At 60.7% G+C, this 24,599-nt stretch carries 34 protein-coding genes; 24 read left to right on the top strand and 10 right to left on the bottom strand.

What is annotated here, in order from left to right:
• Positions 1-22: 22 nt before the first annotated feature.
• Positions 23-1,159 (bottom strand): hypothetical protein, encoded by a 1,137-nt coding sequence (locus BM216_RS33620; protein WP_143102840.1) that lies wholly within the window; start codon positions 1,157-1,159, stop codon positions 23-25.
• Between the two features lie 338 nt (positions 1,160-1,497).
• Here BM216_RS33620 and BM216_RS23265 point away from each other — a divergent pair, with 338 nt between their 5' ends.
• Entirely contained in the window at positions 1,498-1,857 is a 360-nt protein-coding gene (locus tag BM216_RS23265) for a hypothetical protein (RefSeq protein WP_093001606.1), read from the top strand.
• Positions 1,858-2,063: 206 nt separating this feature from the next.
• On the opposite strand, the gene BM216_RS23260 is transcribed toward BM216_RS23265, so the two are convergent.
• From BM216_RS23260 to BM216_RS23235, 7 genes are all read right to left on the bottom strand, one after another.
• The gene (locus BM216_RS23260) at positions 2,064-3,260 is read right to left on the bottom strand and encodes a site-specific integrase (RefSeq protein ID WP_093001605.1); all 1,197 of its coding nucleotides are present in this window, start codon (positions 3,258-3,260) and stop codon (positions 2,064-2,066) included.
• Positions 3,233-3,616, bottom strand: coding sequence for a hypothetical protein (locus BM216_RS23255; protein WP_244530282.1), 384 nt, complete (start codon positions 3,614-3,616; stop codon positions 3,233-3,235). The genes BM216_RS23260 and BM216_RS23255 overlap by 28 nt, the downstream gene beginning before the upstream one ends.
• Positions 3,613-3,876 (bottom strand): hypothetical protein, encoded by a 264-nt coding sequence (locus tag BM216_RS23250; protein ID WP_093001604.1) that lies wholly within the window; start codon positions 3,874-3,876, stop codon positions 3,613-3,615. The genes BM216_RS23255 and BM216_RS23250 overlap by 4 nt, the downstream gene beginning before the upstream one ends.
• A gap of 75 nt (positions 3,877-3,951) precedes the next feature.
• Positions 3,952-4,611, bottom strand: a complete 660-nt coding sequence (locus BM216_RS23245; protein WP_093001603.1) for a GIY-YIG nuclease family protein — start codon at positions 4,609-4,611, stop codon at positions 3,952-3,954.
• Positions 4,612-4,628: 17 nt separating this feature from the next.
• Positions 4,629-4,799 carry a hypothetical protein gene (locus tag BM216_RS34130; RefSeq protein WP_177230871.1) on the bottom strand — a complete coding sequence of 57 codons (171 nt, stop codon included), beginning with the start codon at positions 4,797-4,799 and terminating at the stop codon, positions 4,629-4,631.
• Positions 4,796-5,125, bottom strand: coding sequence for a hypothetical protein (locus tag BM216_RS23240; RefSeq protein WP_093001602.1), 330 nt, complete (start codon positions 5,123-5,125; stop codon positions 4,796-4,798). Before BM216_RS23240 ends, BM216_RS34130 begins: the two co-directional genes overlap by 4 nt.
• 100 nt (positions 5,126-5,225) lie before the next feature.
• Complete coding sequence (locus BM216_RS23235; RefSeq protein WP_093001601.1) at positions 5,226-5,924, bottom strand: helix-turn-helix transcriptional regulator; 699 nt, start codon at positions 5,922-5,924, stop codon at positions 5,226-5,228.
• A 694-nt stretch (positions 5,925-6,618) separates the two neighbouring features.
• Here BM216_RS23235 and BM216_RS23230 point away from each other — a divergent pair.
• The 19 genes from BM216_RS23230 (at position 6,619) to BM216_RS23140 (ending at position 18,967) form a co-directional block, all read left to right on the top strand.
• Positions 6,619-6,933, top strand: a complete 315-nt coding sequence (locus BM216_RS23230; protein WP_093001600.1) for a hypothetical protein — start codon at positions 6,619-6,621, stop codon at positions 6,931-6,933.
• Positions 6,930-7,220 (top strand): hypothetical protein, encoded by a 291-nt coding sequence (locus BM216_RS23225; protein ID WP_093001599.1) that lies wholly within the window; start codon positions 6,930-6,932, stop codon positions 7,218-7,220. The genes BM216_RS23230 and BM216_RS23225 overlap by 4 nt, the downstream gene beginning before the upstream one ends.
• A gap of 2 nt (positions 7,221-7,222) precedes the next feature.
• Positions 7,223-8,554, top strand: coding sequence for a hypothetical protein (locus BM216_RS23220; RefSeq protein WP_093001598.1), 1,332 nt, complete (start codon positions 7,223-7,225; stop codon positions 8,552-8,554).
• 63 nt (positions 8,555-8,617) lie between these two features.
• Positions 8,618-8,926, top strand: a complete 309-nt coding sequence (locus tag BM216_RS23215) for a hypothetical protein (protein WP_093001597.1) — start codon at positions 8,618-8,620, stop codon at positions 8,924-8,926.
• Positions 8,923-9,126: a hypothetical protein gene (locus BM216_RS23210; RefSeq protein WP_244530281.1), complete on the top strand. Its 204-nt coding sequence runs from the start codon at positions 8,923-8,925 to the stop codon at positions 9,124-9,126. The genes BM216_RS23215 and BM216_RS23210 overlap by 4 nt, the downstream gene beginning before the upstream one ends.
• Positions 9,126-9,305 carry a hypothetical protein gene (locus BM216_RS23205; RefSeq protein ID WP_093001596.1) on the top strand — a complete coding sequence of 60 codons (180 nt, stop codon included), beginning with the start codon at positions 9,126-9,128 and terminating at the stop codon, positions 9,303-9,305. The genes BM216_RS23210 and BM216_RS23205 overlap by 1 nt, the downstream gene beginning before the upstream one ends.
• 58 nt (positions 9,306-9,363) lie before the next feature.
• Positions 9,364-10,137 (top strand): ATP-binding protein, encoded by a 774-nt coding sequence (locus BM216_RS23200; protein ID WP_093001595.1) that lies wholly within the window; start codon positions 9,364-9,366, stop codon positions 10,135-10,137.
• Positions 10,137-10,283, top strand: a complete 147-nt coding sequence (locus tag BM216_RS34125) for a hypothetical protein (protein ID WP_177230883.1) — start codon at positions 10,137-10,139, stop codon at positions 10,281-10,283. The genes BM216_RS23200 and BM216_RS34125 overlap by 1 nt, the downstream gene beginning before the upstream one ends.
• A gap of 29 nt (positions 10,284-10,312) precedes the next feature.
• Positions 10,313-10,882, top strand: a complete 570-nt coding sequence (locus BM216_RS23195) for a DUF669 domain-containing protein (RefSeq protein WP_093001594.1) — start codon at positions 10,313-10,315, stop codon at positions 10,880-10,882.
• A 134-nt stretch (positions 10,883-11,016) separates the two neighbouring features.
• A complete protein-coding gene (gene dnaN, locus BM216_RS23190; protein ID WP_093001593.1) occupies positions 11,017-12,075 on the top strand; it encodes a DNA polymerase III subunit beta in 1,059 nt (352 codons plus the stop codon).
• Between the two features lie 3 nt (positions 12,076-12,078).
• Positions 12,079-12,366, top strand: coding sequence for a hypothetical protein (locus BM216_RS23185; RefSeq protein ID WP_093001592.1), 288 nt, complete (start codon positions 12,079-12,081; stop codon positions 12,364-12,366).
• On the top strand, positions 12,366-13,295 hold the full coding sequence (locus BM216_RS23180) for a PDDEXK family nuclease (RefSeq protein WP_093001591.1): 930 nt from the start codon (positions 12,366-12,368) through the stop codon (positions 13,293-13,295). The genes BM216_RS23185 and BM216_RS23180 overlap by 1 nt, the downstream gene beginning before the upstream one ends.
• Before the next feature lie 19 nt (positions 13,296-13,314).
• Positions 13,315-13,857: a sigma-70 family RNA polymerase sigma factor gene (locus BM216_RS23175; RefSeq protein WP_093001590.1), complete on the top strand. Its 543-nt coding sequence runs from the start codon at positions 13,315-13,317 to the stop codon at positions 13,855-13,857.
• The gene (locus BM216_RS23170) at positions 13,857-15,647 is read left to right on the top strand and encodes a DEAD/DEAH box helicase (RefSeq protein WP_244530280.1); all 1,791 of its coding nucleotides are present in this window, start codon (positions 13,857-13,859) and stop codon (positions 15,645-15,647) included. Before BM216_RS23175 ends, BM216_RS23170 begins: the two co-directional genes overlap by 1 nt.
• A 9-nt stretch (positions 15,648-15,656) precedes the next feature.
• Complete coding sequence (locus BM216_RS23165; protein ID WP_093001588.1) at positions 15,657-16,226, top strand: hypothetical protein; 570 nt, start codon at positions 15,657-15,659, stop codon at positions 16,224-16,226.
• The gene (locus BM216_RS23160) at positions 16,223-16,951 is read left to right on the top strand and encodes a hypothetical protein (protein ID WP_093001587.1); all 729 of its coding nucleotides are present in this window, start codon (positions 16,223-16,225) and stop codon (positions 16,949-16,951) included. The genes BM216_RS23165 and BM216_RS23160 overlap by 4 nt, the downstream gene beginning before the upstream one ends.
• Before the next feature lie 295 nt (positions 16,952-17,246).
• A complete protein-coding gene (locus tag BM216_RS23150; RefSeq protein ID WP_093001585.1) occupies positions 17,247-17,522 on the top strand; it encodes a hypothetical protein in 276 nt (91 codons plus the stop codon).
• Positions 17,523-17,561: 39 nt separating this feature from the next.
• Positions 17,562-18,137 (top strand): MT-A70 family methyltransferase, encoded by a 576-nt coding sequence (locus BM216_RS23145; RefSeq protein WP_093001584.1) that lies wholly within the window; start codon positions 17,562-17,564, stop codon positions 18,135-18,137.
• Positions 18,137-18,967 (top strand): methyltransferase, encoded by an 831-nt coding sequence (locus BM216_RS23140; RefSeq protein WP_093001583.1) that lies wholly within the window; start codon positions 18,137-18,139, stop codon positions 18,965-18,967. The genes BM216_RS23145 and BM216_RS23140 overlap by 1 nt, the downstream gene beginning before the upstream one ends.
• A gap of 5 nt (positions 18,968-18,972) precedes the next feature.
• Here BM216_RS23140 and BM216_RS23135 read toward each other — a convergent pair whose 3' ends face one another.
• Positions 18,973-19,683 (bottom strand): hypothetical protein, encoded by a 711-nt coding sequence (locus BM216_RS23135; protein ID WP_093001582.1) that lies wholly within the window; start codon positions 19,681-19,683, stop codon positions 18,973-18,975.
• Between the two features lie 71 nt (positions 19,684-19,754).
• Here BM216_RS23135 and BM216_RS23130 point away from each other — a divergent pair, with 71 nt between their 5' ends.
• The 3 genes from BM216_RS23130 to BM216_RS23120 are packed head-to-tail and all read left to right on the top strand — an operon-like array spanning position 19,755 to position 21,435.
• On the top strand, positions 19,755-20,096 hold the full coding sequence (locus BM216_RS23130; RefSeq protein ID WP_143102838.1) for a DUF6511 domain-containing protein: 342 nt from the start codon (positions 19,755-19,757) through the stop codon (positions 20,094-20,096).
• Positions 20,093-21,037: a hypothetical protein gene (locus BM216_RS23125; RefSeq protein ID WP_093001580.1), complete on the top strand. Its 945-nt coding sequence runs from the start codon at positions 20,093-20,095 to the stop codon at positions 21,035-21,037. The genes BM216_RS23130 and BM216_RS23125 overlap by 4 nt, the downstream gene beginning before the upstream one ends.
• Complete coding sequence (locus BM216_RS23120) at positions 21,034-21,435, top strand: hypothetical protein (protein WP_093001579.1); 402 nt, start codon at positions 21,034-21,036, stop codon at positions 21,433-21,435. The genes BM216_RS23125 and BM216_RS23120 overlap by 4 nt, the downstream gene beginning before the upstream one ends.
• Positions 21,436-21,443: 8 nt before the next feature.
• Here the strand turns inward: BM216_RS23120 and BM216_RS23115 are convergent, their stop codons facing one another.
• Entirely contained in the window at positions 21,444-22,265 is an 822-nt protein-coding gene (locus BM216_RS23115; protein WP_244530279.1) for an HNH endonuclease, read from the bottom strand.
• On the opposite strand from BM216_RS23115, the gene BM216_RS23110 reads away from it, so the two are divergent.
• On the top strand, positions 22,264-24,564 hold the full coding sequence (locus tag BM216_RS23110) for a bifunctional DNA primase/polymerase (protein ID WP_348272010.1): 2,301 nt from the start codon (positions 22,264-22,266) through the stop codon (positions 24,562-24,564). The two genes, BM216_RS23115 and BM216_RS23110, sit on opposite strands and share 2 nt — an antisense overlap.
• Positions 24,565-24,599: the final 35 nt, after the last annotated feature.

The raw sequence follows: 24,599 nt of genomic DNA, 5'->3' as shown, positions 1-24,599 counted from the left end.
TCGTGTTGGTGGCTTCTGGCGTTTACGCGGGGCGGTTCTTGGGCCTTGCAGCGGGGCTGTTGTGCGCGGCGGGTTGGGTTTTTCCGGTCAGCATGTGCTTCATGGGGGAGTCCTTGGGTTTGGTGCTGGCCGTCATTGCCCGCGTTGTGTGGGCTGTGTTTGGCGTTTCGTGTCGGCGCTTTTCGTTCTTGCTGTTGCGGTTGGTGTTGAGGCGCGGCTCGGCCGGGGGGGTCGTCTGGTTGTGTGTCTGGGTTGGATGTTGCTTTGTATTTGGGCGGCTGGTGCTGCTTTGTGCGGCGGTCTTTGGGTTTGGCTGGCTCTCGTTGGGCTTTGTCGTTGTCTTGAGTGGATGCGTGTTGGGCTTGGCTGCTTTGTCGTGGTTTGGTCCCGGTGGTGCCGCTTTCGTTGTTTGGCGGTCTTTTACTTTTTCGCGGAGGCGGTTGTTGTGTTGGTGGTGGCTGTTGATTGCTGTTTCTTTGTCGGTTCGGGGCTGGATCTCGTTCGTTCGGTTCTCGTTGCGGGGGCTCGGCTTGTGCTTTTGCTGGTCCGGCCGTGTTTCGGCCTCTTTGGCGCGGGTCGTCGGCTTCTTTGGGTCGGGTGTCAGTTGCTCGTGTTCGTCGCGGCGGTCGCTGGTGGGGCAGTTCGGGTTCTCGCTCTTGGTGTTGGGGGTGGCGCTTTCTGTTCTGGTGTTGTTGCTTTGGGTGGTTGAGGCGTCGATTGGCTTGTTTCTGTTGTCGATGTCGTGCTCTTTGTTGCCGGGGGTGTCTTCCGGGGCTTCGATGGCGGCGTTGGTTTCGGAGTTGTGGTTGTCCTGCTTGGGTGGCTGGTTGTGGATTTCTGTGTGGGGGGCGTGGGTTTTGTCGATTTTGGCCTTGGGTTGGCTGTTTTTTGTTGTCGGGTGCTTCTTCTCGTCGGGGGGGGTGTCGCTCTTGCGGTTCGGCGGCGCGATCTTGTCGCTTTTCTGCCGGGGTTGCTTTTTGGTGCGTGCCTTCTCGGCTGGTTGGTGGGGGGGTGCGGTTTTTGTCTTGGCGCGCGCTTCTTGCGGGGTGGTCTTGTTCGTGGCGGTGGTTGGGTTGTTGGTGCGGTCTGGGTTGGGGTGATGGCTTGGGGGGTCGATGTGCTTGGTGGTTTGTGGCGTCTTTCGTTTCGCGTGGGCCAATGTCAGGTCGGTTTCGTTTTTGATGGGGGTTTCTTCATGTTGGGCGTCGTTGTCGCGTTTCTCTTCTGTGGGTTTTGTGGCCGCGGTGTTGGGTTGTCTTTCTGGCTCGGGTGGTTCGTTCTTCTGCCTTCTGTTGCTTTCGTCCTGTTTGGCGCGTTCTGCTCTCCGCTGGGGTTCTTTTTTGGTTCGGGGGTGCGCTTCGGGTGGCCTCTCTTTGTGCCGCGCGTGGGGCGTCCGCCTGTGCTGATCGGGTTCGGGCCGTCCTTGTGTTTGGGCCGTCGGGTGGTGGCTAGGGCTGCGGTGTCGACAGCTGACCGGGGCACGGCTTCGGAGTTTGCGTGGAGCTCTTTGTCCGCGGGCTGTTCGTGTTGGCGGTTCCTTGTATGGGTGTGCTGTTCGCCTTTGTTGATGCCTGGCGTTGGGGTCTGGGCGTTCGGCGGGTGCTGGGGGGGTTTCTTGGTGTCGTGTTGGCCTTCGCCTTCGGTTTTGGGGGGGATGCCTGGGCCTTGGCCTTCGTTTCCGCGTTTGTCGCGGTTTGGCGGGCGACGCTTTTGTCCTGGGTTCTCGATGGCCTTGGCGATTCGGCCGCTGGTCTGCTGCGCGGATGTTTGGCCGGCGTCTTTTGTTTGCTTCGGGGTGTCCTGGTTTTCGTTGCTCTGGTGCGTTGTGGGTGTGATGGGGCGGGAGGTCGTCTCTGAGTTGGGGATTATGGCTTTTATGCGTTTGTTTGTGGTGGTGTCTTTCTGGTGGGTGATCTTCAGGTCCGTTTTTTTCTTGTCGCTCTGCTTCGGTTCATTCTCGCGGCTGCGTGTTTTTGGACGCTTGGTATTAACAATCGGTTAAGCATTCTCGGGTCTAACCGATTGTTTTCGTTGACAAGCGTTATGGCGCGTTACTGCGCGCGTTACGAACTTGTTTTTCGTTTGTTCGAACGCGCGTCGGCAAAGCGTTCCGCTGCTTCCAGTGCTGCACGGTCATACACATCGGAAGTTGTTTTTGTTGAGGCGTGCCCGGCTACCTTGGCGGCGTCGTCCGTGCTGATGCCGGCGGCGCGGCCCTCGGTGATCCCGCTGGCTCGGAGGTCGCGAGCCCAGATCTTGCTCGAAAGGCCAGCGGCCTTGCGATCGATTCGCCACTTCGCTTCAAACCAATTGCCACTGTAGGGCTCACCTGTTCCTGCGAACAGGATGACCGGGCCGACGCGGCTCTCGGCTGGCCAGTGCTCCAATTCCTCCATCACCATTGGCGCTCGGCTGAGCGGGAAGGTGACGGCAAGGCCGGTCTTCATCGACGTCTTGGATGGGACGTATCGGAGAACGAGATCCTCGTCGATGTCTTCCCACTTGAGGCCGAACCACTTCTTCTGCATCCGTTCGCTGACGACCGTGCTAATGCCCTTTGCGTTAAGCGGAACCCACTGACCAATCACGTCCCAAAGCCGGAGCGTGGTCTCGAAGACGAGCGCGTAGGCAAGGGCGCACGACGGGCGCCCGTCGGCATGGGCATTGGCACGAAGGGCAATAACCTGGTCGGCAGTGATGATGCTCTCACGGCGGCGCGGCCGTGGAAGCTTGCGGCTCGCGGCTTTCAGTGTCTCGCGCAGTTCAAGGCAAGGCGTGATGCGGCACATGATGCCGTAGGAGACAGCAGCGTCGAGGACGGCACGCATCATCTTCGATGCGGCAAGCTTCTCGCCACCCTCCGACCATGCGTCATGCCAGCGCTTCAGGTCGACGCCGGTTATCTTGTCGATGTGCCGGTCGCCGATCTCATAGACGAGGCGATTCAGGTAGTAGTCATATGGGTACTGAGAACCGGGCCGAAGAGCGAAGTAAGGGCTGTCCTCCTCGGTATGGTACTTCAGCAGCAGAGACTTGAGCGTTCCATCAAATGACAGGTCACGCTCCCGCAAGCCAGCCTTCCATGCATTGAGTTCAGCCTGCAACAGTGCGCACTTGGCGAGAAGCTGCTCAGGCTCGTCGCGCAAGTGCGAAAGGTTGACTGTCCGAGGCTCATAGTCCTTGGCCGAAGCGACCCATACCGGCGTCTTGCTGGCTCGCCGCTTGATCCACTTCAGGCCCGGCGCCGTGATTTCTTCCATTCGCCTAACCTTTCCTCTCCATCTGGAGCGGCGGCCGAGAAGCCTGCCGTGATCCCAAAATACCCATCATAGAACTTCTTCACCAGCGGGACCGGTCTGCCGTCGTGCAGAGGGTCGATCCGCGGGAAGCCTTTTCGCTCGAGCTGCGGAATGACTGTCTTCACCCACATCGCTGACCTGGTTCTGCCGACGATCGCAACGGCCAGCTGTTGGTCGGTGGCGAACATCGGCAGGTGCCCCAACGGATCCGCCAGGGGCGTGTTGTCGTTCGCAGGGATCTTGCTCATGCTGCGCGTGCCTCGCTGCGCTGGGATGAGGGCGGCAGAAGCCGCCCCTTTGTTCGTGGTATCGTTCATGCCGCCCTCTGGCGCTGAGGCCGGCGGTTGTCATTTGCCGGCCGAGGTTTGGTTCCGCTGACCTGGCGCAGCGCGGTCGCGATGGCCATGCTGCGACGATTGCGCCGGCGCTCGTGCCAGCCTGCGACTGCGGCCATCACCTTCGGTGTATTCGTCTCGGCGGTGAGGTTCGCAATGACCTCAAGGTTGTCTTGGCTGCGCGTCGGCACGAAGTCCGCATGGAAATCGGCAGCAAGTCTTCTGGCGTCCTGTTGGCGCATGGTGTGGTCTCCTTCTGTGGTGTGGTGGTGGTTGGTGGTGGTCTGCCCGTTGGTGGCGGGCATAGGCCGTGTTGGTCAGGCTGGCTGATTATTGAAGTCGTAGATTGCTGTACGCTTGCTTCCGAAGAGCCAGCTGTCGAGGTCGACTTTCACGTACAGAACAGTTCCGCCGTTTCGAACGAAGGCTGGTCCCGTGCCGGTCATGCGGCTTTTATTGAGCCAACTGACGGATTTGCGAATATAGGCCGCAGCTTCTTTAGTGTTGAGGAAGTCATGTTGCGGCACATCCACTGAAGCGCGAGCTTTCATGCGTTCGACTTGCCTCTCAATTTTGCGATCGACGGCTCGCCTCTCAGCTGCCCTCATTGCATCCGACGCCTTTAGATTCCCGAGAGCCGTAACAACTTCGTCGAATTCGTCTCGTGACCTGTTAGCCGCGTCAAAGAAGCCAACGTGCTCGTCGATATCCTCCAAGGACACGAGGAACCACTCAAGCTTGATATTTCGATCTCGGAAGTGTTTGTGGCACGATTTCTCAAAGCCTCTGGCCTGTGCCTCGGTATCGAAATGCCATGCCTTCAAAAGGATCAGGTTAACCGGCGCGCCGGTCTGCAGTTGATCAAGGCGCAGTTGCGGGTTTTTCGCTACGCCGATCTTTATCGCAAGTTCGAGACCGCCGTATTGACCGTCGATGCCTATGGCATACACGAAGTAATTTGTATTAGTATCGGCCATAACAGCCTCCTTTTTCGTTAAACCCGAGCCTCGACCGCCATCTGGCGATCGATGTGGAATGCCTGATAGGCGACGCCTGCGGTCAGCATCACGAGGACGACGAAGAACACTGCGTGCTGGAGCGCGCTTTGTGTCTCTGCAATGTGCTCATGGATTGGCGTCAGGTGAATGCGGCGCGGGCCGCTCACGCCGCTTCTCCGTTGACGATGGCCGAAGTCGAGAACACGTCATAGCGGCCGCCGTGCAGCTTCTGCAGGCGTTCCGCCTCAGTGCGGGCCGAGTCGATGTCGCGATGCTCGAAGGGAAGGGCGCCGTGCACAATGTGACCGGTCTTGATGCGACCGGTGCGGCCGCCACGCCGGAAAACGAAATGCCCGCCGCCGACCTTTTCATTCCGGCGCGGGCGAGGGTGACGCTTGGATTTGTGATCGGGCCGCTGCATCGGCTCAGCGGAGCCGGCGGCGTTGGTCGGAATGTAGTCGTGGTCGAAGTCGATATTGAGTGCGGGTCTCATGATGGTCTCCTCTTTTAGCTCGCTGTGGTGCGGCGAGTGAGGAAACCATACGATGCGATACGCACCCTGTCAACGAAAGTAAGGTGCGTATCGCAACTTTCTAAATCAGCGGGCTGTACTTTCCGACCACGATGCCTACGATTCGCACCGTTGTGTCCTCGTCAGTATGTGCCATGTCGAGCTCCACCTGTTCGTCGAGTTCAGCACTATCCGTCATGAGTCGCTCGCCGTCGGCATAAACCTTGATTGTATGTTCGCGCAGGCCAGCCCGAACTCGCTCTACATCGACGAGGAGGCCGGGCCTTAGCTGGACAGGCGAGCGATCGTAATGAAGGATCACGGCATACTCGCCGTCTGGAATGCGCCGGCTCACGCTCGTGCCAACAACCTTGCGCGCATACTGGATGCTCGCCGGGTAGTCGGGATTGGCAGGAACGTTCGTGCTGTCGTCTAGCGGGGTGTCGACGCCTTCGCGCCAAAGGCCTCCAGCCGCTTCGCCATGGATGGCGAGAGGTTGAGGCGCCAGATCTATGGCGTCATCCGAGTCGGGAGACCTGTCGCGCATCTTCGGCTCAAGTACATCAAGCGCCAGCAAGCGCTCGAGCGGCACCTTGAATGCCAGGGCGTACGATACAGCGGTGATTTCATCGAAGGCGCGCGATCCAGTTTCGTGCGGCTTGTACGTGTTTTCATTCCATTTGAAGTGCCGCACAGCGTCCGGCAGCGTCTTAAAGCCTGCGTTGATCCGCGCATCGCGCAGTCGGCCCGCCTTGATTTCTTTTAATTTTTCTTTGTCCACGGGTTCTTCTCCTTACGGTGTGCGATGCGTATCATAAAAATAAGGTGCGTGCCGCAACTTTTCTTATTGACGTCAGTGTGCGTATCGCATACGTTTTGTTTGTCACCAGATGGCGGGGGCCTTCTAGGAGACAAAACATGGCGAACAACACCAACGACTTTACCGCAAGAAGAAGAGCGAAGCTCCAGAACTATTTCAGAAACGCAGGTCCACGGGAACGCGGACCACCAAGAAGAGCCAACATGGCGCCCGATCCCAAGCGGGTAGAACCACAAGAGCGGCCAAGCGCATAGGAGGCAGATTTGACTAAGGAATTTTCAGGCAGAAGAGCAGTCGAGCAGCATGGAGGTCGCAGAAGAGTGCCTCCGGAAGGCCAGCCACCGTGAACACAGAGCCCGCATCATGCGGGCTTTTTCTTTTTGTAGGAGCCTCTTTCTATGAGCCTCCGCTGAAATTGAAAACGGGGCGCTCAGCCCGACACCACTCGTTGGCACGCCCCGGTTTCGACTGAGATCAACAGGCACCACACCCTCCCTCAGTCTAAGAGGAGACCATGCGAGAACATGGCCACGTCTTAGAGATAGATGCGTGTCTGTTGATTGTCAACTTTGGTGAAAAGCGCACTTGCGCCCACCCAATGTAACCATCACCCCTATGCCACCCTGACACCACCGGGGAATAAAGAGGAGACTAAATGAGACCCAGAGCCATCACGGCCGAGGCACTTGACGTGCTTCGTGAAATGAAGCGCAGCGGCGCAAGCTATCAGACACTCGCAGACTTCTACGGATGCGGTAAGAAAACCGTCATCGACGCATTCAACGGCCGCAAACCGGCCCGCCCGGCCCGGGCCGAGCATCCCGACCGCATCACGGTCATGACCGCCCACAATGGCGGCTGCTCGACGACCTCGGGCATGATGCCAGTCACTCTCCCGCGCCTTCGTTGCCTGGAGACCCGCGTTGCGGCGAACGACAATCGCCTGCCGGAAATGGCGGTGGCGGCATGAGCACCATCGACGACAACCAGTGCGACTGCACCTACTTCGACGAGGGCGACTGGGTCGAATCCAAGCTGAATACCGATATCATCGGCATCGTCGTCAGCAACAGCGACTTCGGGCGCTACGTGAACGTCCAGCTCGCCGGCAGCCTCGAGGTCCGGCCTTTCTTCGCTGTCACGCTCCGCCATGCCGAGCGCGCCGATCCGCCGGCAAAAGCGGAAGAGCCGCCTACGGCCGTCATCATCAATTTCGAAAACTATTTGCGCGGCGCCAAGCCGCAGGGGAGGGCGTGATTATGGGTAAGTTTAAGGTAGGCGATAGAGTTCGGGTTATCGACAACACCGGAGCGCCATCGCGCTACGCAAATGGCGAGACCGGCCTTGTGGAGGAGACCTACGCCGGCAACATGGTAAGGCTCGCCGGAAAGTCGGCGGTAATGTACGAGCATCGCTTCGAAGCCTGGCGGCCGAAGGTCGGCGAACGAGTGCGGTTTCTTCGCGATAGCACCGCGGGTGGGGCTCGGTATGGTGCTGCGGGAGAGGCCGCTACGGTCGCGAAGGTCTATTGGAATCCGGAGGAGGTTGATGTCAAACTCGATGTGAACTCAGGCGGTATCACGTTCAACCCTTCCGCTTACGTCAAAGACCTCGAACCTCTCCTCGTCACCGAGGCCGCACCCGTCGCGGCGGAAGTTCAAGCGGCGGCATGGACGATCAATTCGGCTGTGCCGGGTGACGTGGTCACGCCAACGAATTGGAGTGGCGACTTTTTCACGGACGGCAAGCCGTATGAAGTCAGCGCGGCGTCAATGATCCGCAGCAACCATGGTTGTGAATATCCGCTCTACGCGGTCAACCATGGCAAGTGGCGCCTTGTCACTGCTGCGTCCACCACCCTCACCATCGAAGCCGGCAAGTTCTACAAGACGCGTGACGGTCGGAGGGTCGGGCCTTCGAAGGTCTCGGAATGGCCGAACGGCGACTGGAAGTCGCTTCGCGAACTCTGGCTGTTCAAGGATGATGGCACGTCTGGCGGTACTGACCGAAAAAACGACCTCGTCGCCGAATGGGTCGACGAGCAGCCTGCCAGGGCCAGCAACGACAACGCGGAGTCGGCAGCCAAGCCGAGATTCAAGGTCGGTGATAGGCTCTTCCTGGCTAGGTCGTTCCACGGATCTGCACTGGTCGGCGCTACCGGAACAGTCGGGCCGAAGGGAATGTTCGATAGTTTCGTCGATGTCATCTGGAACCATGACGACCTCTCGAATGGCCAGATGAACGGCGGATATTTCCCGGATTACTTCGACCATGCTCCGGCATCGCCCGCCATCGTCTGCCTGATCGAAGACGGTCAGCCGAAGCCCTCACGCTACCCGCGCGTCCATGCGTGCGAAGGCGAGGCGAGCGAGGAGGCCACCCGCCTGGCGCAGGTCTATAAGGGCCAGAAGTTCGGCGTCTTCGTCCTGACGCAGACCGTCAGCGAAGGGCAGATCTACGCCCACGAGTGGCAGAACCTTGCCGCCAACGGCAACAAGATCGGCGCCGTCAAGGCCCTGCGCGACTTCGCCAGCCTTGATCTACTGTCGGCAAAGAAGGCCGTCGAGACCTTCATCGATAAGGCCGCCTAACCACACCACCACCATCACCACAGCAACAGCCGTGCGCCTCACCGGCACGGCGAGAGGAGACCTATGTCCACAGCATTCCAGAAGGTGCTCGATAAGGAGCACGAGAACGACAGCAAGCTCGGCATGCCGTCGACCAGCCTTGAGCACCACGTCCGCCGCCTGACGCTGATGGAGCGGCTCGCTGGCGGCAAAGGCTGGCGCGACCCAAAGAAGGAACCGCGCCGCGATGCGCAGGGACTGACGCGCGGCCAGCGCAAGCGGGCGCTCCGTGAGACCACCAACGCCAAGGTCAGCGAGAGCCGGCCTTACCTCTTCATGCACAGCGCGGCTCGCGCTCGCTGGCGCGCAGAGCAGGTGAGGGCGGCGGCATGACAAGTGACGCTGCGGGAGTGTGCGCCGGGCTTGTGGCTCTGGCACTAGTGGTGGCCGGATTTATCGCGGCCGCTGCAGCGTGGGTCACCCATGTTGTCGCCTGCATCAAGGCCGGCGCGTGGATTCTCCTTGCCTTCGGCTGCATCGTCGCACCGGTCGGCGTTGTTCACGGCGTTGGCCTGTGGCTGGGGGTGTTCTGATGACCAAATCCCCATGGGGAACCTACGCCACGACTGGCACGCCGCTCGACTACACCCCGATTGACGCGCCCATCATCCACGTCGCACCTGACATCCCTGAGCGGCCGTCGCGGCTCTGGGGATGGGTCTACGCCACCGGCGCGCTGATCGTCGGCGTCATCATCGGGCAGTTCATCTAGCCCACTGCGGCTGGCTCACCACCAGCCGCAACCACCACCCACCACAAGAGGAGACTGCATGGCTATCAGCCTATCATCCCTGAAATCGACGAAGAGAGCCGACCCTCCGGTCATCCTGCTCTACGGCGTCGACGGCATCGGCAAGACAAGCCTTGCCGCTGAGTTCCCTGACGCGGTCTATCTCGCCACCGAAGGCGAGCGGCCGCCGTCAGACGTCGAGCTCGTTACGCCCGGCACGATCGAGAGCTTCGACGAACTGCTCGACATCTTCGGCGAACTGCTCACAGAGGAGCACGACCGCAAGACCGTCATCCTGGACAGCCTCGACGGCCTCGAGCCACTCGTCTGGCGCGCCACGTGCCAGCGCATCGGCGTCGCGACCATCGAAGAGGCCGGATTCGGTAAGGGCTACGTCGAGGCCGATACCGAGTGGAACGAGCTCATGGCAGCCGTATCGGCTCTGGCGCAGCGCGGGATCTGCGTCGTCATGCTCGCCCACCCGGAAATCGTTCGCTTCGACAGCCCGGTGACGGACCCCTACAGCCGATACCAGCCGAAGCTTCACAAGCGCGCCAATGCGCTGGTCCGCGAGAAGTCCGACATCGTCGCCTTCATGAACTACCGCGTGTCCATCAAGGAGAAGGAAGTCGCGCGACAGACGAAGGTGGCGCACGCTGAGGGCGGCAAGGAGCGGCAGGTCCACCTGAACGAGGGCGCCGGCTTCAATGCCAAGAACCGGTACAGCATGCCCGATGCCATTCCGTACAAGAAGGGGCAGGGGTTCGCCGAACTCTCGAAGCACTTTCCGGCGCCTACGGGAGTGGCAGCCTAATGTTCGTCGAGAAGGAAAGCTGGTTCGCCTGGTTCCCGGTCGTCGTCCGCACTTTGCGCGGCAAGCGACTGGCTTGGCTTGAGACCGTGCAGCGCGAGCGCATCGTCAGCCCCTATAGCAGCGGACCTTTCCGCTACTACGCCTAACACCAACTCACCACAGAAGGAGACTACGCATGGCCGGACTTGGTCAAAGATTTAATGCTCAGGATCACGACACCGAACAGCGCGGCAGCAACCTGCCGAACGGCACTTATGTGCTGGAGGTTTCGGCCTCCGAGGTGAAGCCGACGGCTAAGGGCAACGGAACCATCCTCAAGCTCACCTACGACGTCGTCGAGCCGTCGGAGTTCAAGGGTCGGAAGATCTTCGCGAACATCAACCTCGAAAACGCCAACTCCACGGCGCAGGAGATCGGCCAGCGCGATCTCGCGAAACTGTGCCGCGCCATCGGCCTCAACGAGGTCAACGACTCCGACGAGCTTCATTTCATCTCGTTCACGGCAAAGGTCGGCGTCGAGAAACCGCGCGAGGGCTACGAGCCGCGCAACGAGATCAAGCGCTTCTTTTATCCGGACGAAGGCAATGTACCGGCCGCCGAGATCGACCCGAACCAGCCTGCGCAGCGGTCGGCTCCGGCAAACGACAACCGACAGCAGCGTACGGCTGCAAACGACAATGCGGCCAGCAAGCCCGCCGGTGGCGCAGCTGCGGGCACCACGCGCCGGCCCTGGGGCAACAAGTGATGGGTTGGCCTGACGCCTTCGCCAGCGCGGCCGGTGCGTTCGCCTTCGTGGCGTTCGTCTGGGTCGCGCTCCGCTAACTCTAATGCGGGCCGCCTCACCATCGGCTCGCCTTTACACCACAAGAGGAGACCATCATGCAGCTGAATATCAGCCGCACCGAACTCGCGCGCGTCGTCGGCGCCGTGGGCAAGGTCGTCGAAGCCAGAAACACCATTCCAATCCTGTCCAATATCCTGCTGGAGGCCGAGGGTGGCACTCTCAAGGTGACAGCGACAGACCTCGACATCCAGGCAACGGCCAGCGCCGAAGCCGATGTCCAGAAAGCCGGCACAACGACCGTCAGCGCCAAGCTGCTCGGCGAAATCGTCCGCAAGGCAAGCGCAGCCGACATTTCCATCTCACTGGTAGACAACCGCCTTGAGGTGAAGTCGGGCCGAAGCAAGTTCAAGCTGGAAACCCTGCCGGCGTCGGACTTTCCTGACATCCTCGGCAAGGGCACATTCGACGCCGAGTTTGACATCGACCTTGCCGGCCTGTTCGCGCCAGTTGCGTTCGCCATCTCGACAGAGGAGACCCGCTATTATCTCGGGGGCGTCTACTTCCACGTCGTCGACGGCAAGGCGGTAGCTGTGGCTACTGACGGCCACCGGCTCGCGCGCAACCGTGGCCCGGTCGTTCCGGAGTTCGCCGGCGTCATCGTGGGGCGCAAGACCGTCGGCCTGCTGCCGAAAGGCGAGGTGACGGTTTCGGTCTCGCAGGAGAAGATCCGCATCCAGCATGCCGACATCAGCCTGACCGCCAATCTGATCGATGGCACATTCCCAGACTATCAGCGCGTCATCCCGCGTGACAACGACAAGATCATCACCGTCAACCGCGACGAGATGATGAAGGCGGCCGAACGCGTTGTGACTGTCTCGTCGGAGAAAGGCCGGTCGGTTAAGCTGAGCATCGCGCCAGGTTCAATCGCCCTGGCGGCTCGATCTGATGCCGGCGAGGCGGAGGACGAGGTTGCCGCGGAATACAGCGGCGAGCCTTTCTATGTCGGCTTCAACAGCCAGTACGTGCGCGACCTGTTCAATGTCCTGCCTGCAGGAGAGGTCACGATGGCGCTTTCGGATGGTGGCGGTGCTGCGGTCATCACCGGTGGCTTGGCTGGCTGGGACGGCGTCTTGATGCCGGTTCGGGTGTAGCTCATGGCCAAGTTCCTGATTGACTACCGGTTCCAAGGGCGCAGCACCGAGGTCGTCGAGGCTCCTTCTAAGGAAGATGCGGAGGCGATGATCGAGGCGAAAGTCGATAAGGATGACTTCCACATCGATGCCGAAGAGATCGACGACGTTGATTACAGCGTCGCCGAGATGCACCCGGTGACACGGGACGGCAAGGAGATCTGGACGACTTACGTCAGGTCTGGCGATCAGCGCGGCCATCAATCTGCGCTTGCTACGTCGCCGCTGTTTGCGTTCGGGGGTGGGGCATAATGGCCCCACTTCCACGCCCTGAATCCAGCACCGTCCGCGCCATCTTCGCTGCCTATGAAGCCGCGGCCAATTCGTGGGACAGCCTCGGCATCTCGGTCGGCGAAGCGAACGCACCTTGTGACCGCCAGCTGTGGTACGCCTTCCGATGGGCTAGCCCACTGGAAAAGCATCACGGCCGCCAGCTGCGCCTGTTTGAGACTGGCAACATCGAGGAAGACCGCCTCGTTGCTGATCTCGAACGGATCGGCGTCGACGTGTACGGCCAGCAGGATCGCATTCGCCTCGTCGGCAGCCATGTACGAGGAAAGTGCGACGGCAAGGCCATGGGCGTCGTCGAGGCGCCGAAGACCGAACATCTCCTCGAGTTTAAATCGAGCAATGCCAAGGGCATGAAGCTGATCGTTAAGGACGGCTGTCAGAAGGCCAAGCCGCTTCACTACGGTCAGTGCCAGCTGGGAATGCACGCCTTCGGCCTTACCCGGTGCCTTTACCTTGTCAGCTGCAAGGACGACGACACGCTCTACGCCGAGCGCATCGAATACGACGCCGAGTTCTGCCTGCGACTGCTGGCGCGCCTTGAGCGCATCATCGATTCGCCGGAGCCGCCCTCACGCATCAGCGAAGATCCGGAATGGTTCGAGTGCTTGTTCTGCAAGCACAAGCCGGTTTGCAAACAGCAAGCCTGGCCGCGCGTCACCTGCAGGTCTTGCATCCATTCGACGCCAGAGATGGGCGGCGACGGGCACTGGTCCTGCGCCCGTTGGGCCAAGCCGATCTCATTCGACGAGCAGAAAGAGGCGTGCCCGACGCACCTGACGATCCCGGCCATGGTGCCGGGCGAGCAGGTCGACGTCGACGAGGACGCCGAAACCATCACCTACCGTCTCGCCAACGGCGAGATTTGGATCGACGGCGCCACCACCGCCTAACACCACAGAGGAGACCGCCATGATCCCGGCGAATGACAACAGGCCGACCGGCTTTGACGCCGCGCTTGTCGCCTACCTTCCTATGCTCCGTCGCAAGGCGCGCATAATCACACGCGACCGTCAGAAGGCTGACGATCTTTTGCAGGAATCGATGATTGCCATGCTGCGGCGTGCCGGCACATGCAGAATGGAGACGTTCCGGACATGGGCGCAACTCGTCATGGAGAGCGTGGCGAGTGGGATGCGCAAGCGCGAGCGGCGCCAGATGCGCAACGCGCCTGAAGTCTCGATTGATGCCATGGTCGGCGATGACGTTGCGCCTCTTGAGAACAGATGCGCGCAACTGCGTGTGCAGCCGGAGCAGTTCGTTCGCGCCGATCTCGCGGAGGTCGTTGATCGTCTGCAGCGCATCCCGAACGGAAACATCGTGCTGCGTCGCGCGGCCGGCGAACTGCTTTCCGACATCGGAGACGAGAACGGCACGAGCAAAGAGAACGTTCGCCAGAAGGAAGAGCGTGCCCGGGCCGTTCTCGTCGCTCGTCTGCAAAGGCGGGCTGCTTGATGGGGCTGCGGTACTATCAGGAAGACGCCGTTGCGGCGCTGTTCGACTATTGGGGAGAGGAGGCTGGCAATCCGCTGATCGACCTCGCTACCGGTACGGGCAAGTCGATGGTAATGGCCACCGTCATCCAACAGCTCGTCGAGGGCTGGCCCGACATGCGTATTATGGTAGTCACCCACGTGGCCGAGCTCATTGAGCAGAATTACCTCGAGCTACTCGGCGTCTGGCCCTTTGCGCCGGCGGGCATCTTCTCAGCCGGCCTTAACCGCCGAGACGCGCGCAGTCAGATCATTTTTGCTGGCATTCAGACTGTCTGGAACAAGGCGGACCTGATCTGCGGCGCCCGCGTCGTCGACGGCGAGAAGATCTTCGACCGACCCATCGACGTAGTGCTGGTCGACGAATGCCACTTGATCCCGAAGAACAGCGACACTCAGTACGGCCAGTTCTTTCGCGTCATGCGTGAAGTTAATCCGGATTTTAAGATTGTCGGCCTGACCGCAACGCCATTTCGACTGGACAGCGGTCGCCTCGACCAGGGAGACGATCGCATGTTCGACCGCGTCGTCTATACCTACGGCATCGCCGATGGCGTGCGGGATGGCTACCTCGCCCCGCTGTCATCGAAGCATACCGCTCTCGAGCTCAGCACCAAGGGAGTCGGCAAGCTCGGAGGCGACTTCAAGCAGTCGGCGCTACAGGCTGCCGTTGACAAGATGGACGTCACGCGCGCCGCAGTCGATGAGATAGTGGCCAAGGGCGCCGACAAACGGTCTTGGCTTTGCTTCTGCTCCGGTGTCGAGCATGCCGAGCACGTCCGCGACGAGATACGGTCGCGCGGCATCAGCTGCGAGACCATCACCGGTGACACTCCGAAAGAGGAGCGCCGCCGGATCATCGAGGATTTCAAGGCCTATCGCATCCGCGCTCTGACCAACAACTCAGTCTTGACGACGGGATTCAATCACAAGGGCGTGGATCTCATTGCGGCGCTCCGGCCGACGCTTAGCGCGAGCCTTTACCTGCAGATGATGGGAAGGGGCACTCGCGTGCTTTACGCGCCAGGCATGTCGTTGGAGACGCCGGAGGAGCGCCGCGCCGCTATTGCTGCCGGGCCTAAGCCGTCCTGCCTCGTGCTGGACTTCGCCGGCCTCGTCGACAAGCATGGGCCGGTCGATATGGTTGAGCCGAAGGAGCCGGGTAGCGGCGACGGCGAAGCGCCGATGAAGATCTGCCCGCAGGATGGCTTCGACAAGCATGGCGAACCAGGCTGCGGCGAGAAGCTGCACGCCTCGGCTCGCATCTGCACCTGCTGCGGGTTCGAGTTTGACATCGATGACAGCCCGAAGATCGCTGCGAACGCCGCCGACGTGCCAATCATGACGATGGCCGAGCCGGATTCGCGCGACGTTACGAGCCGCACATTCCGCTTCCATGAAGGGAAGGGCGACAAGCCGCCGTCAGTCAAAGTCACTTACATGTCTGGCATGACGGCCATCAACGAGTGGCTGTGCCCCGAGCATTCCGGCTTCGCCAAAACTAAGGCGGATAGGTTTTGGCTTGCCCATGCAGGCCAGCGGCCGTTCCCTCGAAGCGTTTTGGAGTGGTTGGAGCGCCAGACCGAGTTGAAAGAGACAGCGGAGATCATGGTCAAACCGAGGGATCGGTATTGGGACGTGGTTTCTCATGTGGTCGGCGACTATGGCGCAGCCAACGACGACGACGAGCCGCCGGCGAACGACAACAAGCCTGCGTGGATGCAAGAAGATTGGGATGACATCCCGTTCTGACGGTTGACGATGGCCAATGTAACCGCCGTTGTCATGAGCATGAAGCGCCCACCAGCGCCGAAGAAGACCACACCACAAGAGGAGACGAAGATGAGCGAGAGAGCGGCCGACGACGGCCTGATTTCGGTGACCGTCAATGACGGCAAGTACACCATCCAACAGACATCACCGGGCACATGGGAGGCACTTCGCTACGGTGAGGAGTGGCCGGCGTTCCGCGGTAGCGGTCCCGACAACCTCCATGTGGCGCTCGCATATGAGATTGCTGCCCTTCGTGAGCAGGTGGCTGACCTTCAAAGAAAAGTGAATGGGTGCCAGTGGTACTGGCCGGAAGATGACACTTCTTCCGACGCGTGCGTCGAAAACCCGTTCGAGGTCTTGGAATGGGATAAGGACGGCACAGTTGCTGCGGTTTCTCGCGGCGGCATCATCGAGACGCGCTACTACGCTATTCTTCCAGCGGCGGAAGATGCCGACAGCGACGACGACTTCGAGGTCGATGAAGCGACTCACGAAGCCGCGCAGAATAAGGTCAATGCAGAGCTTGCTCGCCGGATACCGCCGCAGGTGGCCGCATGACCGAGTTCAACCCCACCGACATCGCCGGCTCCGTGCCGAAGACGCACAACCAACCACCCTACATCGCCATCTTCACCGAGATCGACGACCTCTACGAAGAGGCCAAGAACTGGGCCGACGGCGAGGCCATCTCCAGCCAGGAGATGCACGACGCGATCGAGAAGCTGTACGACGGGCTGCACGAGGCCGGCAAGAAAGCCGACGCGCTGCGCGTCGAGGATAAGAAGCCGCTCGACGACCAGGTTGCCGCGGTGCAATCGCGTTATAACCCCTACATCCAGCCGAAGAAGGGCAAGGTCGATCTCGCCAAGTCGACGCTCGGTGCTCTTCTCGCGCCTTGGCGCAAGAAGGTTGCGGACGAGAAGGCAGCGGAAGCTGCCAAGCAGGCCGCCGAAGCAGCAGCTGCAAAAGAGGCTGCAGAGGCGGCGATCAGATCTTCCTCCGGCAACCTTGCCGCTCGCGAAGAGGCCGAGGAACTTCTTGCCGACGCGAAGAAGATGGAGCGCGGTGCGAAGCGTGCCGACAAGGCGGCGACGACTGGGACGGGGTTAAGGTCGGTGTGGTCGGCGGAGATAGCCGACGAAGAAGCCGCTCTTGAGTGGGCGTACACGCTTGCGCCAGTCGAGTTCATGGCGCTGGCCTTATCGCTCGCAAATGAGCGGGTGCGGGCCGGTGCGCGTGAGCTGCCTGGGTTCCGGGTGGTGGAAGAGAAGGTTGCTCGGTGATGATCAAGCTATCGATCGATGCACGAGCGCTTATGACGACATTCTTCGCGCACGGAGAAAAGAGTTCATTGAAGATCGGCGGAGAGGGCGCACAAAGCGTTTTGAGTGACCGCGCGTCATCCGCAATGGACGAACTTGTTGAGGGAGGATTCGTAACGGCATCCCTTTTCAACTCATCCGGTCGCATGGAGTATATCGGCACGTCGAAGTGCTCGGGCATGAAGCTAACACTCCACGAGATGGAGCGGCACGGTAGGTGGAGCGCCACGAAGCCGAATCCTGCGCTGTCATCCACATGACCAAAACCGTCATGATCGCCCGCGGCAGCGCAGCCGTCCAAGCCGCCCGCATCATCGCAATGGTGGCGGCCGAGAAAAAGAAGAAGGCAGAGGCCTACTACATAGCCGCCGAATGGCACGACAAGCAAGCTGCTGCTTGCGGCGAGATCGCCAAAGATGAGCCACGCACCGGTGCGGACATCCGCGCAAAGGCCGCAGTTGCCGCCACTCACCACGGCGCAAGCGCGGCCGGCCTTCGTCTCGCGGCTACGCAGTTGCTCCGCACACTGTAGCGCGCCACCACCGCGCAAAGCACCACAAGAGGAGACTATATGAATCCCTTACCAGAGGGGCGCTTCGGCGCCATCCTTGCTGATCCGCCGTGGGCGTTCAGAACCTACGGCAAGAAGAGCGTGGCTCCGGCCCGGGGGGGGCAACCCTACGACGTCATGTCGCTCGCCGACATCACAGCGTTGCCCGTTGCTGACGTAGCGGCGAAGGACTGCCTCCTGTTCATGTGGACCGTCAGCCACCTGCAGGGAGCCGCCATCGAAGTGGCCGCGGCTTGGGGCTTCAAGCCGGTGTCGATCGCCTTCGTCTGGGACAAAGGAAGGATGGGCATGGGCTACTGGACGCGCCAGGAGGTGGAAGTCTGCCACCTGTTCAAGCGAGGCAAGCCGCGCCGTCTGTCCCGTGGCGTCCGCTCTGTGATCCGCGCGCCGCGCCGCGAGCATAGCCGAAAGCCCGACGAGCAGTATGGCCGGATCGAGAAGCTCGTCGGCGGCCCTTACCTCGAGCTATTCGCTCGGCAGGCTTGGGCCGGCTGGTCGGCGTGGGGCAATCAGGTTGGGAAGTTCGAGGCCGCCAACGATAATTCACCGGCCGGTGACCTACTGAGGGCCGCCTGATGGCCAAGCTCACAAAGGCTCAAGCGAAGGCGCATGCGCAGGCATGCGATCTGCTGACTAAGCCGGTCCTTACCGAAGACGACAAGGACTTCGTGCTGAAGAATTGGAACGAGGGCGCCAACCACGTCAACGGTGCGGCGGGCGCTTTCTTCACGCCATACGACATGGCCTTCGACTTCACGATCGATGCGATCGGGCAGGGCGGGTACGGCGGCCGGATCATCGATCTATGCGCCGGCATCGGCATGCTCTCGTATGCCTGCTGGCATCGCAGCCATCAGAGGGCGCGCATTACCTGCGTCGAGCGGAATCCGGATTACCTGGCTGTCGGGCAGAAGATTCTGCCGGAAGCGGAATGGATCCTCGCCGACGTGCTGGACGTGCTGGGCATGGATCTCGGCCAGTTCGATGTGGCCATCAGCAATCCGCCATTCGGCAATATCAAGCGCGAAAAGAATGCACCGCGATACAGTGGCAGGGACTTTGAATTCCACGTTATCGACATCGCGTCTCACCTCGCCTGTGAGGGCGCCTTCATTGTGCCGCAGATGTCGGCGGGCTTCAACTTCAGCGGCGGCGGCCACTACCGGCGCCAGCAAGATGGCAAGGCGGTCAAGTTTCAGGAGCTGACCGGGCTTCACTTCGACGCTGGCTGCGGCATCGATACGGGATTCTACATCAACGACTGGAAGGGCGTTTCGCCGATGTGCGAGATCGTTAGCGTTGATTTCGAGCCGGACCACACGGTGGTTGTCGAGCCTGTGCCGACGCCGGTGGTCGCAAATGACAACGCGCCTATCCAGGCGGATCTTTTCGGGGAGGCCGCATGAACGTGCTACTCCCGATTGTTCCAATCGAAAAAAAGACGCAACGTTCCCAACGCCTCTGGCTTCACGGCAAGGAATGCGAGGTGGCTCCGCAAAGTGGCCGGCGGGATATCCACCGTACCCTTGAAATCGAAGGTACCAGCTTCGTCGAGATTGTTGCCCACGAAATCCAATATCCTAGCGATGGCGTAGCACTCCGCGGCAGTAATGTGGCGACCTCTGATGTCACTGGTTGGCTGAACAGAGACGAAGCCCAAAACGTCTCTCAGCGTTGCCATAGTGACCGTCGCCAGCATTGTGTCGATCGTCGAAAATCGTGGGTAGCTGGCGACGATGAGGTCGCTGTTGAAATTAGCGCCGAAGTTAGGCCCATGCGCGATGTCAAATGCCAGGTCGATAAATCGTTGAGAGGAAAGGTTACAAGAGTTGATTGCGTCCAATTTTGCTGCCTTTGCCATAGCGTTTGCGGTGTCTCGAGCTTGCATACGATACGCGATGACGACCGCTGCACCACCGCCGAGCGCAGCGAGTCCCGCAAGAAGTTCCTGATAGTCCTTTACCCAGCCGAGCAGAATTACGTCACCGAGACCTTGCCAGCCGCTCACCCAGCACGCGACTTCCCAAGGCAGGCCGCAAGTCGCTCTCTGCCAAGCAAAAATGTATGCAAGCAACATCCACGCTGCCCAAAGCGCGATAAGCCATCGTTTCCAATTCGTCATATTGCTTCCCCAGCCGGGGGCAACCTGCCAGCGCAAAAACCATTATGCAACCGGATTCGAAGGAGTTTCTCATGACCTTCCAACCCACCAAAGTCGGAGACACACCGGCCGTTTGCAACTGCTGCGGCCGTCACGCGATCGGCATTGGTATCGGTGACGGCAAAGAGCCCAGATACCTCTGCCAGGAATGCGTCATCCTCATCGAGCAGCTGAAGCGCGTCCGCCGTTTCGATCCTTACGAGCTAGAGGCTCGCATGGGCGGCATGGAAGCGGCCGGGCCTCTGGTCGACGAGTTCGGCAGCGACCTAGCCGAATGGAGCGAAGAGCAAGTGCTCATCTTCTGCGCCGCGATCTGGAAGGGTTGCGCCGACAAGTTGAGGGAAGTGATCAGAAAAGGGGAGGCGCCTTTTTGACCAGATACCATAGCGTTAGTGGCGGAGCCGGCTCCTGGCTGGCCGCCAAAGTCGATATGGCCGCACACCCTAATGAGGAGCACCGCTTCCTCTTCGCTGACACGCTATACGAGGATGCCGACTGCTACCGGTTTCTCATCGAGGGCATTGCCCACCTCATCGATCGCGACGTCTCCAACGTGCTACCGAGGGCATCAGACTTTCCAGACTACCGCGTGTTGGGTGAGTTTGACATCGCCACTTACGCCGGCAACCCGGAATGGCGAGCCTTCCTCGCCCAGCTTCGCGCCGACGTGGCGGAAGTGATGCCGGAACTGACTTGGCTCGTTGAGGGGCGCGATCCGTGGGAAGTTTTCCGGGATCGAAAGTTTTTGGGCAACAGCCGGATCGATCCTTGCTCGAAGGTGCTAAAGCGAGACTTTCTTGCCGCTTGGCTTGATGTGAATGCCGACAAGGCGGCCGATATCATCTGCGTCGGCATCGGGCCAGATGAGGCGCATCGATATCACGTATTGGCGCAGCGGCAGATGGCGGCCGGATGGCAATATGAGGCGCCGCTACTAGGCACTTTCGAGGGCGATATCGGTGCGTTCGTCTACCTTGCAAAGGCCGGAATTGAGCGACCACGGCTCTACCGCAAGAACTACATCCACAACAACTGTGGTGGCTTTTGCATTAAGGCCGGCCACGCTCACTATCAGAACCGCTTCTATGCGGATCCGGAGCGCTATGCCTACGACGCTATGATGGAGCGCAAGCTGGCTGAGTACATCGGCAAGCCGGTGACGATGCTCACCGACCGTGCGAACGACAACGTCAAGAAGCCGCTCTCGCTCGACGAGTTTGCCGAGCGGATGCTGGCAAAGCCGCAGTTCATCTTTGAATACGAACCAGGATCCAGCGGTTGCGGCTGCATGGTCGATTACGAGGAGGCAGCATGAGGATCTATCTGGCGCACCCGGTCACGGACTACGGGACGGAGCGGCAGGCGGCTGCGATTGCGGCGTTACGAAAGTATTGGGCGGAAGAGCGCTCAACTCAGCCGCTTGAAATCGAGAACCCTGACCAGCCCCGCCACCAGGATGGCTATGACCGTGAGGGCATGGACTACTTCAAGAAGGTGGTGGAGTCCTGCGACAGGCTTGCCTTCATGCGGTTCACCGATGGTTCGATCGGAGCTGGCGTGGGCCGTGAAATCAGGTGGGGCTTACTCTCATGCTTTGCAGTCTATGAGCTGTTCGATGGCTGGCTGTATCATGTGCAATATATGCCTACACCAATACTGACCGTTGAGCAGACGCGGGCTAAGCTGGCGGAAATCCGTGGGGTGGCGGCATGAGCGTACCATCACAGGACCTCGATTGCCTTCATCTTGGCGAGGTGGGTCTGTCGAAGCCCTACCACGTCACCGAAATGGGCTTCACGATGGCAGTTCGGACAAAGTGCAATAACGAATCTCGGATCGTCCGGCCCGCCGTCAGACAGCCGGCGGATATGGTGAGGCTCGAGATACGGCGAGCCGTTGGAGCGCAGGAAAGGAGCATCTTTTCGGCAATGCTCGCACTTCCCACCGCAACGGGCGAGGACATAGTCACGAACCTTTCTGCTCCGCTCGTAAACGGTTGCGCTGGTCATTTTGCTACTCGGCGCAGCCTTTGCTGCAGCCATGGCGGCCAGTCGAAGATCATCGAGGGAAGCCGCAGGTGGAAAGGCCGGCAGCGCGCTCTCGGTAGCGTCGACGACTTCCTCCAGACGTCGGAGCTCGAAGACGATTGCATCTCTCATATCTCCGTGCGAGTCGGGTGCTCGCTCAATATGGTAGTTCTCAAAAACCATCTCGTCTTCGAACTGGATCGTGTTTGCGAGGAGATTGAAGAGGAGAAGGCTCTTGCCGCGAACCGCGTGCTCCGCGATCGCAAGGTTGCCCTTGCTGAGCTTCATGTCTCCCTTCTGGCCCTCGCCAAAGTACTCGAAGACACCGTCGGGACGCCAGCGATCGCTGTAACCGTGGTCGAGCCCTCCGAGGCCAGTGAAGATAAAGACGATGGGATAACCGGCCGGCGTCGCGATGCCTCCTCGCTCCTGTCCTTTGAATCGACCGTGAATGTCTCTGCGCCTGTTGTAGATGTGACCCCGCTCAAATCCCCACGGCATCCAGATTCCTCTCATGATTCTCATCCGAGGCAAGTTTCTCGATTTCGAACGCCAGGACCAGATAGAAATGCAGCGGAGGAGACTGTCTTTGCAAACGCCGCTTGAATTAGCCCAGCACTACACCGAACAAGGCTGGCCGGTCTTTCCGTGCCGTTCGCACGCCGAGGAGCACGTCGACCAACACGGCGAAATCATCATGCTCGGCGAGAAAACCCCGCTAACCACGAATGGTTTCAAGGCAGCCACGCGTTTTGCCCGGATCCTTGACCGCTGGTGGACGGATTGGCCCGACGCGGCCGTCGGTCTGCCGACGGGATCGCCGACGGGCTTCTTCGCCCTGGACATCGATAACAAGCCCGGCGGTTCGAACGGCTTCCTGTGGCTGGACGAGATGCAGGCCGAGCACGGCCCGCTGCCAGAAACGGCGCGTGTCATCAGCCCGAACGGTGGGATGCACATCTACTTCAAGTACGTCGTGGGCACTCGCAACCGCGGCGCTCTTGGCGCCGGCGTCGATATCCGGTCTGAGGGCGGCTACGTGGTGGCGGCCGGCAGCACGATGGCGAATGGTCGGCAGTACAAGTGGGTGGACGACGTGCGCGAGATCGCAGACGCGCCTGCGTGGTTGCTGGATTTGCTGCTACCGAAGTCGGCGCCGACGCACAGCAAGTACACGGCGTCATCGGCGACCAATAACGCCTACGTCGACGCTGCCGTCGACCGGGAGCTTGCCGACCTTGCCGGCGCTCCGATGGGCAACCGCAACAACAGCTTGAATGACGCAGCGTTCGCGCTCGGCACTTTCGTCGGCGCCGGTGCACTGCCGGAGGCTGAGGCGCGCGCCTTGCTGCAGGACGTGGCGCGCGGCTGGGGCAGGGACTGGTCGCGGTGCTGCAAGACGATCGAGAACGGGCTGAAGGCTGGCATTGCGCAGCCGCGGCACATTCCGGAGCCGGATTTCCAACCGCAAGACAACACGCGCCTGGTCGACATCACGCGGATGATTCAGCGTGGGCTAGAGAAGGCGAGGGCTCTGGAGGCGAGGGTCGATGAGGATGTGGTGAGCGAGCTGGTCGCCGACGATCCCGTACGGGAAAATTCGGAGCCGGACGTGCCGGAAACGGATGATGTGATCCCAAGCGGGAACGCGGCCAACGACAACGTGCCTTCCTCCCCCATCACCGCCACGGCCTTCAAGTGGATCGATCCTGCCACGATTCCGCGGCGCGAGTTCGCCTATGGCTCGCACTTCATCCGAAAATACGTGTCGGTCACGGTCAGCCCCGGGGGCCTCGGCAAGACGTCCAGCAGCATCGCCGAGGCACTGGCCATGACGTCGGGCAGGGCACTGCTCGGCACCAAGCCGCCGCAGCGTCTCAAGGTTTGGGTGTTCAATGCGGAGGATCCGCGCGACGAAATGGAGCGACGCATCATGGCGGCGTGCATCCACTACAACCTCAAGCCGGAGGACATCGAAGGCCATCTGTTCCTGGACAGCGGCCGCGAGCAGGAGCTTTGCGTCGCCATCGAGGACAAGAAGGCCGGCGTGCGGATCCAGCAGCCGATCGTTGAGGCAGTTGTGGAGCAGATTGAGCGGTACGGCATCGACGTCATGATCGTTGATCCGTTTGTGTCCACCCACGGCGTCAACGAGAACGACAACGGCGCGATCGACAAGGTCGCGAAGCTATGGGCGCAGATTGCGGACTATACCAACTGCAGCATCGACATCGTGCACCACTTGCGGAAAGTGGCGGATCGCGAGGCGACAGTGGAAGACGCCCGAGGAGCGGTGTCGCTGATCGGCGCGGCTCGCTCGGTGCGCGTGCTTAACCGGATGTCGCCGGAGCAGGCGGCAGAGGCGGGCGTAAAGCCTGAGGATCGCATGAGTCACTTCTCGGTGACATACGGCAAGTCGAACCTTACGCCGCTGTCGTCGCGCCTGGACTGGCGCAAGCTTGAGGGCGTGCCTCTGGGCAACGGGCGCGGCTTGACGAAGCCGCAGGATTTCGCGCCGGTCGTGACGGAGTGGCAGTGGCCTAGTGCGGAAGAAGTGGCAGGCGAGCTAACCGCAGAGCAGCGGCAGGCAATCCTGGCAGCAGTAGGCGGCTCTGACTACAAGAAGTCGGCCAAGGCCAAGAACTGGGTCGGCGCGGCCGTGGCCTATGCCATGGGGCTCGACCTAGAGGACACTGCGGCGAGGAAGAAAGCCGGCACTGTCGTCACGGCACTGTTCAAGGAGGGTGCTCTCGTCGAGGTGGAGGAGCGCGACCCGATCCGGCGAGAGATGGCGGTGTTCGTCAGGGCAGCTTGAGCCATGTGAAATGATTGTAGATGAGGCCGTCGTGC

Source organism: Rhizobium sp. NFR07 (genome assembly GCF_900111905.1).
In the GTDB taxonomy this organism is placed as follows: Bacteria; Pseudomonadota; Alphaproteobacteria; order Rhizobiales; family Rhizobiaceae; genus Neorhizobium.
This window is presented reverse-complemented; position numbering and strand designations above follow the sequence as displayed.